The organism is Rhodopseudomonas sp. WA056 (assembly GCF_010906995.1).
GTDB lineage: Bacteria > Pseudomonadota > Alphaproteobacteria > Rhizobiales > Xanthobacteraceae > Rhodopseudomonas > Rhodopseudomonas palustris_G.
Window position 1 is genome coordinate 1 of record NZ_QPFS01000143.1, and the last position, 11,602, is coordinate 11,602.

The 11,602-nt window shown below is 65.2% G+C and carries 13 protein-coding genes; 8 read left to right on the forward strand and 5 right to left on the reverse strand.

Annotated elements, in window-relative coordinates:
* Window positions 1-95: 95 nt before the first annotated feature.
* On the reverse strand, window positions 96-1,325 hold the full coding sequence (locus tag DU475_RS20825) for a branched-chain amino acid ABC transporter substrate-binding protein (protein WP_142883350.1): 1,230 nt from the start codon (window positions 1,323-1,325) through the stop codon (window positions 96-98).
* A 267-nt stretch (window positions 1,326-1,592) separates the two neighbouring features.
* Window positions 1,593-2,444, reverse strand: coding sequence for a uroporphyrinogen-III synthase (locus DU475_RS20830; protein WP_142883349.1), 852 nt, complete (start codon window positions 2,442-2,444; stop codon window positions 1,593-1,595).
* A gap of 132 nt (window positions 2,445-2,576) precedes the next feature.
* Here DU475_RS20830 and purU point away from each other — a divergent pair, with 132 nt between their 5' ends.
* Window positions 2,577-3,440 carry a formyltetrahydrofolate deformylase gene (purU, locus tag DU475_RS20835; protein ID WP_013503947.1) on the forward strand — a complete coding sequence of 288 codons (864 nt, stop codon included), beginning with the start codon at window positions 2,577-2,579 and terminating at the stop codon, window positions 3,438-3,440.
* A gap of 58 nt (window positions 3,441-3,498) precedes the next feature.
* Here purU and DU475_RS20840 read toward each other — a convergent pair whose 3' ends face one another.
* Entirely contained in the window at window positions 3,499-3,795 is a 297-nt protein-coding gene (locus tag DU475_RS20840) for a hypothetical protein (protein ID WP_013503946.1), read from the reverse strand.
* Window positions 3,796-4,124: 329 nt separating this feature from the next.
* Between DU475_RS20840 and DU475_RS20845 the strand changes: the two genes are divergently transcribed.
* The 7 genes from DU475_RS20845 to DU475_RS20875 all read left to right on the forward strand — a co-directional run bounded on the left by DU475_RS20845 (window position 4,125) and on the right by DU475_RS20875 (window position 10,399).
* A complete protein-coding gene (locus DU475_RS20845) occupies window positions 4,125-5,303 on the forward strand; it encodes an ABC transporter substrate-binding protein (protein WP_164633202.1) in 1,179 nt (392 codons plus the stop codon).
* Between the two features lie 143 nt (window positions 5,304-5,446).
* Window positions 5,447-6,313: a branched-chain amino acid ABC transporter permease gene (locus tag DU475_RS20850; RefSeq protein WP_164633203.1), complete on the forward strand. Its 867-nt coding sequence runs from the start codon at window positions 5,447-5,449 to the stop codon at window positions 6,311-6,313.
* Window positions 6,314-6,318: 5 nt separating this feature from the next.
* Entirely contained in the window at window positions 6,319-7,341 is a 1,023-nt protein-coding gene (locus DU475_RS20855; protein ID WP_164633207.1) for a branched-chain amino acid ABC transporter permease, read from the forward strand.
* The gene (locus DU475_RS20860; protein ID WP_013503942.1) at window positions 7,338-8,090 is read left to right on the forward strand and encodes an ABC transporter ATP-binding protein; all 753 of its coding nucleotides are present in this window, start codon (window positions 7,338-7,340) and stop codon (window positions 8,088-8,090) included. Before DU475_RS20855 ends, DU475_RS20860 begins: the two co-directional genes overlap by 4 nt.
* A gap of 8 nt (window positions 8,091-8,098) precedes the next feature.
* The gene (locus DU475_RS20865; RefSeq protein ID WP_013503941.1) at window positions 8,099-8,815 is read left to right on the forward strand and encodes an ABC transporter ATP-binding protein; all 717 of its coding nucleotides are present in this window, start codon (window positions 8,099-8,101) and stop codon (window positions 8,813-8,815) included.
* Window positions 8,816-8,830: 15 nt separating this feature from the next.
* Window positions 8,831-9,952 (forward strand): cobalamin-independent methionine synthase II family protein, encoded by a 1,122-nt coding sequence (locus tag DU475_RS20870; RefSeq protein WP_013503940.1) that lies wholly within the window; start codon window positions 8,831-8,833, stop codon window positions 9,950-9,952.
* 30 nt (window positions 9,953-9,982) lie between these two features.
* On the forward strand, window positions 9,983-10,399 hold the full coding sequence (locus DU475_RS20875) for a hypothetical protein (protein ID WP_164633204.1): 417 nt from the start codon (window positions 9,983-9,985) through the stop codon (window positions 10,397-10,399).
* 16 nt (window positions 10,400-10,415) lie between these two features.
* Here DU475_RS20875 and DU475_RS20880 read toward each other — a convergent pair whose 3' ends face one another.
* Window positions 10,416-11,120 carry an ABC transporter ATP-binding protein gene (locus DU475_RS20880; RefSeq protein WP_164633205.1) on the reverse strand — a complete coding sequence of 235 codons (705 nt, stop codon included), beginning with the start codon at window positions 11,118-11,120 and terminating at the stop codon, window positions 10,416-10,418.
* On the reverse strand, window positions 11,113-11,602 hold a 490-nt coding region (locus tag DU475_RS20885), incomplete at its 5' end, for an ABC transporter ATP-binding protein (RefSeq protein ID WP_164633206.1). The genes DU475_RS20885 and DU475_RS20880, both read right to left, overlap by 8 nt.

Genomic DNA, 11,602 nt, shown 5'->3' on the forward strand with positions numbered 1-11,602 from the left:
CGGCGGAACCCCGGATTCCACGTCTGGTGGAAGGCGCCCCCTTACCCCATCCCCTCTCCCCGCAGGCGGGAAGAGGGAGAAGTCGGCAGCGCGGCTTACGGCCGGTCCATCTTGCAGGTGGTCGGCAGCATGGTCTGGGCGGTTTCGATCTTGGCGACCTGCTTCCAGCCCCAGCCGGTCTTCTCTTCGTCGAACTGACCCGCAGCGATGTCGCCGAACGAGGAGATGTAGATCGGCTGGAAGAACTGGTGATCGTCCTTCCGCATTTCGCCTTCGCCGCCGCTGAACACCTCGAACTTCATGCCTTCGAGCGCCTGGGCGACCTTCACCGGATCGAGCGACTTGGCCTTCTCGGCGGCGGCAGCGAACATCCGCATCTCGTTCACGGCGCGCGGGTACCACAGACCGAGATCGACCTTGGCGCGGAACGCCTTTTCGAAGTCCTGGGACTGTTTGTGGTCGACGTTGGCGAAGCCCTCGGTGACCTGGAACACCTGGTGGTTCAGCCCGGTCTGCTTGATCGCGGTCGGGCCGCCGGCGCCGCCGGCATAATAAGTGTACCAGCTCACCTTGAGCCCGGCGTCGGCAGCGGCCTTCAGCAGCAGGGCGATGTCCTGGCCCCAGTTTCCGGTGACGACGGTGTCGGCGCCCGACGCCTTGATCTTAGCGACGTAGGGGGCGAAATCGCTGATCTTCAGCAGCGGATGCAGCTCGTCACCGACGATCTCGACGTCCGGACGCTTCTTGGACAGCATCGCCCGGGCCTGGGTGCGGACCGACTGGCCGAAGGAGTAGTCCTGGTTGATCAGATAGACCTTTTTGATCGCAGGCGTATCCTTCATGTAGTTGGTCAGCGCCTCCATCTTGATGTCGGAGTTCGCATCCCATCGGAAATGCCAGAAGCTGCACTTTTCGTTGGTCAGCACCGGATCGACCGCGGCGTAATTGAAGTACAGCACTTCCTTGCCGGGGTTGCGCTCGTTGTATTTGGTGAGGAAGTCCGACAGCGCGCCGGCGACCGAGGAGCCGTTGCCCTGGGTGACGTAGCGCACGCCGGAGTCGATCGCCTTCTGCGCCTGGATCAGACTCTCTTGCGGATTGGTCTTGTTGTCGAGCGGAACGATCTCGACCTTCTTGCCGAGGATGCCGCCCTTGGCGTTGAGCTCGTCGGCGAGATACTGGAAGGTCTTGAGTCCGCCTTCGCCGACACTGGCGCCGCCGCCCGACAACGGGTCGATGTAGCCGATCTTGACGGTCTCCTGCGCGATCGCTGTGGAACCGAACATCGGCAGCACGAGTGCGGCCGCTAGAAGTGCTTTACGCATATATCAGTCCTCCCTGAATCCTTGACCGGATCGTTTGTTGCTATGGTGTTAGCGCAGATCAGATGCGCGTTTCAACCGCCGTGTGATGATTACTTCGGATGTGGTGAACTTCTTTGCAGTCTGATCGTCTGTCGTGCGGACGTCGCGTCCGCATGTCGGACGTCGACAGATCGCAATTCCGTCAAATGGAATGATCTGCGGGTGTTTGCTTCGGTGCGTTGGGCTCGGAGGTCGTCCGCGCATCGAGCAGGTTCCGCATCACCGGACTCAAACGCCGCCGGAGTCGCATCGCGCCTGGCGTCGTCGTTCGAACGCACCGATCATCGCGACGATCAGGGGCTTCATGAAGAACGCATCGTTCGCCGGCATGATCGTCGGGGCGAAGCCGTGTGCGGCGAGTTCGTCGGTGACCACCGGGCCCACCGATGCGATCGGGGTCGCGCGCAGAGCGTCGCGCAGCCGCTGCTCGCAGCCGTGGGCGCGCGCCACGTCGAACAGCCGGCGCACCTGTCCGGAACTGGTGAGCGCCAGCGCATCGACGCGGCCTTGCGCCATCTCGTCGATCGCGTTGACCACGGTCTGTTCGGCCGCGCCGGCGTCGTAGGTGTAGGGCAGTACCGCATCGACCGTCGCGCCGCGCGACGTGATGGCGTCGATCAGCGCCGCGTGATCGCGCTCGGGATAGAGCTGCAGGCCGACGCGGCGACCGGCGAGATCGTAGCGTCGCAGCGTCGCGGCGATGCCGTCCGAGGTCGGTGCGTCGGCGGTCACGGCCGGCTCGAGTCCGATCTCGCGCAGCGCGCGGCCGGGCTTGGGACCGCGAATGAAGGTGCGCGCCTCACCGACCGCGGCGACGAAGGCCTGCTCGCACCCGGTGGCGCGGGCGAGCCTGGTCAGCCGGCGCAGCCCTTCCCCGGTCAGCAGCACCAGATCGTCGAACGGCGCAGCGATCAGCCGGTCGATCCAGGCCGAGACAGGTGCGGGATCCGGCGCGTCGCGGATCTCGAACATCGGACATTGCAGGACGTCCGCCCCCTGTTCGGCGAGCAGCCTGGCGAACTGGGCCTCCTCGCGGGTCTCCAAAATCAGAATCCGCGTGCCATCGAGCCGACCGGGCATCACCATGTTCCGCTATTCGTCCTTCGTCGGGGCATCTTGCGCCGGTGGGCGGGATTGGCGCAAGCGACCCGGCGGTGCTAGAGCAGGGCACCGCAACGAGTTCCAGCGCTCGGCGCTGCTATCAAGAACGCCATGCCCCATCATCAATACGTCCTGACCCTGTCCTGTCCGGATCGCGCCGGCATCGTCTCCGCCGTCAGCACGTTCCTGTACGAGAATGGTCAGAACATTCTCGACGCCCAGCAATACAACGATACCGAGAGCGGTCACTTCTTCATGCGGGTGGTGTTCAACGCCGCCGCAAAGGTGATTCCGCTGGCGTCGCTGCGCACCGGCTTCGGCGTCATCGCCGCCAAGTTCACGATGGGCTGGCACATGCGGGACCGCGAGACCCGGCGCAAGGTGATGCTGCTGGTGTCGCAGTCCGACCATTGCCTCGCCGATATCCTGTATCGCTGGCGGGTCGGCGACCTGCACATGATCCCGACCGCGATCGTCTCCAATCACCCGCGCGAGACCTTCAGCGGCTTCGATTTCGGCGACATCCCGTTCTTCCATTTCCCGGTGAACAAGGACACGCGGCGGCAGCAGGAGGCGGCGATCACCGCGCTGATCGCCCAGACCCACACCGATCTGGTGGTGCTGGCGCGCTATATGCAGATCCTGTCGGACGAGATGTCGGCGCGGCTGGCGGGGCGCTGCATCAATATTCACCACTCGTTCCTGCCCGGCTTCAAGGGTGCGAAACCTTACCACCAGGCGTTCGACCGCGGCGTCAAGCTGATCGGCGCTACTGCGCATTACGTCACCAGTGCGCTGGACGAAGGTCCGATCATCGATCAGGACGTCGAACGCATCAGCCATCGCGACACCCCGGCCGATCTGGTGCGCAAGGGGCGCGATATCGAGCGCCGCGTGCTGTCCCGGGCGCTGCATTATCACCTCGACGATCGGGTGATCCTCAACGGTCGCAAAACGGTGGTGTTCACCGACTGACCGCGCTCACAGCGCTCCGTCCGGCGGCCGCAGCGCTTCAGGTTCGTCCGGCTCCCGCCTAACGCGCCGGCCCGCCAGGGGCCGGCTGCCCGGTCTCCGCCGCCCGCGCCGCTTCGAGCTTCTGCCGCTCGGCTGCCGGCATCTTCCGCAGCCGTTCCTGCTCCTGCATGTAGGCGTCGTACCGGGCGGTACCGGGGCGCGGCGGGGCGTCCGCCGGCAGGCCGCCTGCCCATTGCGGCACATAGTCGGCCATGCCTGTGGTCAATGCGCTGTTGATGCTGCCGCAGCCCGTCAGCGCGCCCAACATCCCCACCGCGCCCGCCACCCGCAGCCCCCGAACCAACCAAACTCGCATCGACAGATCTCGCTTCGTCGCCACCGGCAGAAGACGCCGGAGCGGGTGTTTACCGCATCCGGGCGACCGCACCAAACCCGCGACGCTATCGGATAACAGCATACCTGATATCGCACCATCATTTCAGTTTCCGTGGCAATGATATGGTCGAGCCTGCCACGGAACCGAGGTCGGTGCGTCGGATCGTCGGCGAAGATCGCCGCCGTCGCCCGGGAATCTTGCCGAACCTTTGTTCGTTCCGCGCCTGTCGTGAGACAGCGCGGCGCCGCCCCGCTAACGTAGGACGGGCCATAAGCCTCGACCAAGAGGCAAGGGAAAAGGAAACGTTCATGCGGATACGCAGAAGAATGCTGATCCAGGCCGCCTGCATCGCTGTGGCGGTCGCGGCGCCGATGACGGTGGCGGGCGCCCAGGAGACCGTGAAGATCGGCCTGATCTTGCCGATGACCAGCGGGCAGGCCTCGACCGGCAAGCAGATCGACAACGCCATCAAGCTGTACATCAAGCAGAACGGCGACACCGTCGCCGGCAAGAAGATCGAAGTGATCCTGAAAGACGACGCCGCGGTCCCCGACAACACCAAGCGGTTCGCGCAGGAACTGATCGTCAACGACAAGGTGAGCGTGATCGCCGGATTCGGCATCACACCGGCGGCGTTGGCCGCGGCACCGCTGGCGACCCAGGCGAAGGTGCCCGAAGTGGTGATGGCGGCCGGCACCTCGATCATTACCGAGCGTTCGCCCTACATCGTGCGCACCTCGTTCACTCTGCCGCAGTCCTCCACCGTGATCGGCGACTGGGCGGCGAAGAACGGCATCAAGAAAGTGGTGACGCTGACCTCCGACTACGCGCCCGGCAACGACGCGCTGGCGGCGTTCAAGCAGCGCTTCACCGCAGGCGGCGGCCAGATCGTCGAGGAGGTCAAGGTTCCGCTGGCGAACCCGGACTTCGCCCCGTTCCTGCAGCGCGCCAAGGACTCCAAGCCGGATGCGATGTTCGTGTTCGTGCCGGCCGGGCAGGGCGGCAACTTCATGAAGCAGTTCGCCGAGCGCGGCCTCGACAAGTCGGGCATCAAGGTGATCGGTCCCGGCGACGTGATGGATGACGACCTGTTGAACAGCATGGGCGATGCCGCGATCGGCGTGGTCACCGCGCACATCTATTCGGCGGCGCATCCGTCCGAGAAGAACAAGGCGTTCGTCGCCGCCTACAAGAAGGAATTCGGCCAGCGTCCCGGCTTCATGGCGGTCGGCGGCTATGACGGCATCCACCTGATCTACGAAGCGCTGAAGAAGACCGGCGGCAAGGCCGACGGCGATTCGCTTGTAGCCGCGATGAAGGGTATGGCCTGGGAGAGCCCGCGCGGCCCGATCTCGATCGATCCCGACACCCGTGACATCGTCCAGAACGTCTACATCCGCAAGGTCGAGAAGGTCGACGGCGAGCTCTACAACGTCGAGTTCGACAAGGTCGACGCGGTGAAGGACCCGGGCAAGACGAAGAAGTAAGCGACTGCGCGCTCCGATTTGGCTTTCGTCATTCCGGGGCGCGCGCAGCGCGAGCCCGGAATCTCGCTCAACAACCTCTGGATTCCGGGTTCGCTCGCTGGCGCGAGCGCCCCGGAATGACGACAGCGAAGTGATGCGAGCCCATGACCCTGCTCACCATTCTTTTCGACGGTGTCGCCTACGGCATGTTGCTGTTCGTGCTCGCGTGCGGGCTTGCGGTGACGCTCGGGCTGATGAATTTCGTCAATCTCGCCCACGGCGCATTCGCGATGGCCGGTGGCTATGTCTGCGCCGTGCTGGTCAATCAGGCCGGCTGGCCGTTCCTCGCCGCGCTGCCGCTCGCCTTCCTCGCCAGCGCAGCGATCGGCGCGGTGCTGGAGCGGCTGCTGTATCGGCACCTCTACGCCCGGTCGCATCTCGACCAGGTGCTGTTCAGCGTCGGGCTGGTGTTCATGTCGGTCGCCACGGTCGATTACATCATGGGCTCGTCGCGGGTGTTCATGCAGTTGCCGGAAGCGCTGCAGGGCCAGATCGACCTGTTCGGCGTCGGCATCGGCCGCTACCGACTGATGATCATCGTGATCTGCGGCCTCCTGACCGTCGGCCTGCAACTGATCCTGGCGAAGACGCGGTTCGGCAGCCGGCTGCGCGCCGCGGTCGACGATCCGCGGGTCGCGAGCGGCCTCGGCATCAACGTGCCGCAGGTGTTCGCGCTGACCTTCGCGTTCGGCTGCGGACTGGCCGGCTTCGGCGGCGCGCTGAGCGCCGAAATCCTCGGGCTCGATCCGTATTTCCCACTGAAGTTCATGATCTACTTCCTGATCGTCGTCACCGTCGGCGGCTCCTCTTCGATTACCGGGCCGTTCCTCGCCTCTCTGCTGCTCGGCATCGGCGACGTCGCCGGCAAATATTATCTACCCAAGCTCGGCCCGTTCGTGATCTACACCATCATGATCGTGATCTTGATCTGGCGTCCCAACGGCCTGTTCGGCCGCACTGCGGCACGCTGATGACCATGTCGACCCCTCCCGAAACCGTCGGCTTCTACGCTCGTCGCAGCGCGCGCTGGCACTGGGCCGAGTTCGCGTTCTGGGTCGTGCTGATCGGCTGCGGCCTGCTGTTCCCGTCGCGCTATCTGATCATGACCGAGATCGTCCGGCTCGGCCTGTTCGCGCTGTCGCTCGATCTGATCCTCGGCTATGCCGGCATCGTCTCGCTCGGCCACGCCGCGTTCTTCGGCGTCGGCGCTTATTGTGCCGGCCTGCTGGCGCTGCATGGCATCGTCGGCGAGCCAGTGCTGGCGCTGCTGGTCGCCGGCCTCGTCGCTGCGGTGCTCGGCTTCGCCACCAGCTTCCTCGTGATCCGCGGCGTTGACCTCACCCGGCTGATGGTGACGCTCGGCATCGCGCTGCTGCTCGAAGCGCTGGCGGAGCGGTTCTCCGACATCACCGGCGGCACCGACGGCCTGCAGGGCATCGTGATGCAACCGCTGCTCGGCATCTTCGAGTTCGACATCTTCGGCAAGGTCGGGTTCTGGTACACCGTCGCGGTGCTGTTCGTGCTGTTCCTGTTGGCGCGCCGGGTGATGCATTCGCCGTTCGGCCTGAGCTTGCGCGCGATCCGCAACAACCCGCTGCGCGCCTCGGCGGTCGGCATCCCGGTCAACACCCGTCTGATCGCGATCTACACCTTCGCGGCGTTCTACGCCGGCATCGCCGGCGCGCTGTTTACCCAGACCACCCAGCTCGCCTCGCTGGACGTGTTTTCGTTCGAACGCTCGGCCGATCTGATCCTGGTGCTGGTGCTGGGCGGCACCGGCTATCTGTACGGCGGGCTGATCGGCGCGGTGGTGTTCAAGCTGCTTCAGGAGACGTTCTCGATCCTCACGCCGCAATATTGGCTGTTCTGGATCGGCCTGGTGCTGGTGGTGATCGTGATGATCGGCCGCGAGCGTCTGCATCGCTGGGTGCTTTTCCTGCCGCGTGCGGTGATGCGCGCGCTGCGGGGGCGCAACACCAATGCGGGGGCCGCCGAATGACGTTGGCGCTGCAGACCATCGGTCTGGAAAAGCACTTCGGCGGGCTCAATGTCACCCGCAATCTCTCGCTGAGCGTCGAAGCCGGCGCACGCCACGCGTTGATCGGTCCGAACGGCGCCGGCAAGACCACGGTGATCAACCAGCTCACCGGTGTGCTCAAGCCGAACGGCGGCCGCATCCTGCTCGAAGGCAACGACATCACCCACATGCCGGTCCACAAGCGGGTGCTGCGCGGATTGTCGCGCACTTTCCAGATCAACCAGCTCTATGCCGACCTGACGCCGCTCGAGACCATTGGTCTTGCTGTGTCGGAACGCTCCGGTCATGGCGGCGACTGGTGGCGGCGGATGGGCACCCGCGCCGACATCAATGCCGAGATCGCCGATAACCTCGAGCGCTTCAAGCTGCTCGACGTGATGAACGAGCCGACCGGCACGCTGCCCTATGGCAAGCAGCGCCTCTTGGAGATCGCGGTGGCGATCGCCACCAAGCCGCGCGTGCTGCTGCTCGACGAGCCGGCCGCCGGCGTGCCGGAGAGCGAGCGCCATGACATTCTCGCCGCGGTCGCCGGCCTGCCGCGCGAGGTGACGGTGCTGCTGATCGAGCACGACATGGACCTGGTGTTTTCGTTCGCCGACCGCATCTCGGTGCTGGTCTCCGGTGCGCTGCTGACAGAAGGCACGCCGGAAGAGGTGGCGCGCGACCCGCAGGTCAAGGCGGTGTATCTCGGCGAGGATGCCCATGTTTGAGCGTGTCAATGTCTGACTTGCTGACGATCGACAAGCTCCGCGCCGGCTACGGCGAGGCGGTGGTGATCCCCCAGATGTCGCTGCGCCTCGCCGAAGGCGAGGCGCTGGCGCTGCTCGGCCGCAACGGCACCGGCAAGACCACGCTGATCAATTCGATCGTCGGCGTTACCCGCCGCTTCTCCGGCACGATCGCGGTCGGCGGCGTCGATGTCACCGCGCTGCGGCCTGATCAGCGGGCGCGTGCCGGTATCGGCTGGGTGCCGCAGGAGCGCAACATCTTCAAGTCGCTCACCGTCGAGGAGAACTTGACTGCGGTAGCGCAGCCGGGACCGTGGACGGTGGCGCGGGTGTACGAGATGTTTCCGCGGCTCGAGGAGCGGCGCAGCAATTTCGGCAACCAGCTCTCCGGCGGCGAACAGCAGATGCTAGCGATCGGCCGCGCGCTGACCCTCAATCCCAAGGTGCTGCTGCTCGACGAGCCGACCGAGGGGCTGGCGCCGATCATCGTTGACGAATTGCTAACCGCGCTCGGCACCATCACCCGCTCCGGCGGCATCTGCTCGATTATCGTCGAGCAGAACGCGCGAAAAATCCTCCAGCTCGCGGATCGGGTTGTGATATTGGAACGCGGCGCGATCGTGCATGATGCGGCGAGCGCGGCGCTGAAGGACGATGCCGCAACGCTGGAACGCTATCTGGGCGTCTCCGGCGGAGCCAAGAGCTGACCTTGGGGAGTTGAAATGACGCAAAGAACAAAGCCTCCGTTCCGCGCCGACGAGGTCGGCAGCCTGCTGCGGCCTCAGAAGATCAAGGAAGCCCGCGCCAAGCTGGAGAAGGGCGAGATCACCGCCGCCAACTTACGTGAAATCGAGGACATGGAGATCGAGAAGGTCGTCCATAAGCAGTCAGCGATCGGCCTGAAGCTCGCCACCGACGGCGAGTTCCGTCGCTCGTGGTGGCACTTCGACTTTCTCGCCAAGCTCACCGGCTGCGAACTCTACCATCCCGACACCGGTATTCAGTTCGCGGGCGTGCAGACCCGGAACGATTCGATCCGGGTGATCGGCAAGCTCGACTTCCCCGACGATCATCCGATGCTCGATCACTTCCGCTTCCTGAAGAAGCACGCCGATATTGCACATGTGACGCCGAAGATGACGATTCCGTCGCCGGCCGTGCTGCACTTCCGCGGCGGCCGCAAGGCTATCTCCAGCGAGGTCTATCCGGATCTCGACGGCTTCTTCCAGGATCTCGCCAAGACTTATCGCAAGGCGGTGAAGGCATTCTACGACGCCGGCTGCCGCTATCTGCAGTTCGACGACACCGTGTGGGCGTATCTGTGCTCGCAGGACGAATTACAGAAGGCGCGCGACCGCGGCGACAATCCGGACAATCTGCAGCAGATCTATGCGCGAGTGATCAATTACGCGATCGCCGATCGTCCGGCCGACATGGTGATCACCACCCACGTCTGCCGCGGCAACTTCCGTTCGACCTGGATTTCGTCCGGCGGCTACGAGCCGGTGGCCGAGACGCTGCTCGGCGGCATCAATTACGACGGCTATTTCCTGGAATACGATTCCGAGCGCGCCGGTGGCTTTGAGCCGCTGCGATTCCTGCCCAAGGGCAACAAGGTCGTGGTGGTCGGGGTCATCACCTCGAAGTTCGGCGAACTGGAGAGTAAGGACGCGATCAAGCGCCGGCTCGAAGAGGCGTCGAAATTCGTGCCGCTCGACCAGCTCGCGCTGTCGCCGCAGTGCGGCTTCGCCTCGACCGAAGAGGGCAACATCCTGTCCGAGCAGGAGCAGTGGGACAAGCTGCGCCTCGCGGTGGAAGTGGCGCAGGAAGTCTGGGGCAAGTAAGCGACCAGCATCCTACCGGAGGACCGCACGATGAGAAACATGCATGGTCTGGCGTTGCTGTTTCTCCTGTCGATCATCGCCTGCGCGGCGACATCCGCGCAGGCGCAGCTTCAATCGATCCCGCTGCTCGGCGATTGGCAGCAAATCGCCGGCAGCGCCGGCAATTGCCCGGCCTGCCGGATCAACCTGTCGGGCACCGGCGATGACATCACCGTCATCGCCAACAACGGCTGGTCGGCGCAGGTCCGCGAGCGCCGCTTGAACGGCGCACCCGTCGCGGTCGGTTACGGCCTTTGGCGCGTGCGCGACAGCCGGTTCGACGGCAAACAGTTCGACCTTGTTCTGGAACTGCGCGGCGAACGCCTGCATATGACGATGCGAATTGACGCCGGCCGCCGCGCCTGGGTGGTGAGGGCGGTGTACGGTCGCCCGTGGCTCGGCTCCTGACGGGAGCCGCTCGACTTCAATCGACCCCGAGATAGGCCGACTTCACCTTCGGATCGTTGAGCAGTTCCGACGCCGGCCCTGCATGCACGATGCGGCCGGTTTCGATCACGTAGCCACGGTCGGCGATTTCGAGCGCGGCGACGGCGTTCTGTTCGACCAGCAGGATGGTGATGCCGCTCTTCCGCATCGCCACGACGGCGTCGAGGATCTGGTCGACCAGGATCGGCGACAGTCCGAGCGACGGTTCGTCGAGCAGCAGCAGCTTGGGCTTGCCCATCAGCGCGCGGCCGATCGCCAGCATCTGCTGCTGGCCGCCGGACAGGCCGCTGGCCTGCTGGTCGCGCTTGTCCTTCAGAATCGGAAACATCGCATAGACGCGCTCGCGGTCGGCCTCGATACCGTCGTCTTTCCGTAGGTAAGCGCCGAGCCTGAGATTGTCGGCGACGCTGAGCGGTCCGAAAATCTGCCGGCCCTCCGGCGACTGGGTGATGCCGAGGGCGACGCGTTTGTGCGGCGGCAGCTTGTCGATGCGCTGGCCGAGAAAGCGGATTTCGCCGCCGGAGACCGGCTGCACGCCGGACAGCGCGCGCAGCAGCGTGGTCTTGCCGGCGCCGTTGGAGCCGATCAGCGCCACCACCTCGCCTTCGCGCACTTCAAGGCCGATGCCTTTCAGCACGTCGATCCGGCCGTAGCCGCTGTGCAGATCCTTGACCTCAAGCACGCGCCGCCTCCCGCGCGCCGTGACGGCCCAGATAGGCTTCCGCCACCAGCGGATTGTGCCGCACCTCGTCGGGCGTGCCTTCGACCAGCATCCGGCCCTGATTGAGCACCAGGATGCGATGCGAGATCTTCATCACCAGCTTCATGTCGTGTTCGACCAGCACCACCGCGATGCCCTGGTCGGCGACGCGGCAGATCAGCCGGTCGATCTCTTCGGTCTCGACCGAATTGCACCCGGCGGCCGGCTCGTCGAGCAGCAGCACCCGCGGCTCGGCGGCGAGCGCGCGGGCGATCTCCAGCCGCTTGCTTGCGCCGTAGGACAGCGATCCGGCGGCGACGTCGGCGACGTCGCGGAGGCCGACCTGATCGAGCAGCGTCAGCGCCGCCGCGCGGGTGGCGCGGTTCTGGCGCGTCACCGAGGGCAGGCGCAGCAGGTCGGCGAACAGGCTGCAGCGCTCCTGCAGATGCCGACCGACCATGACG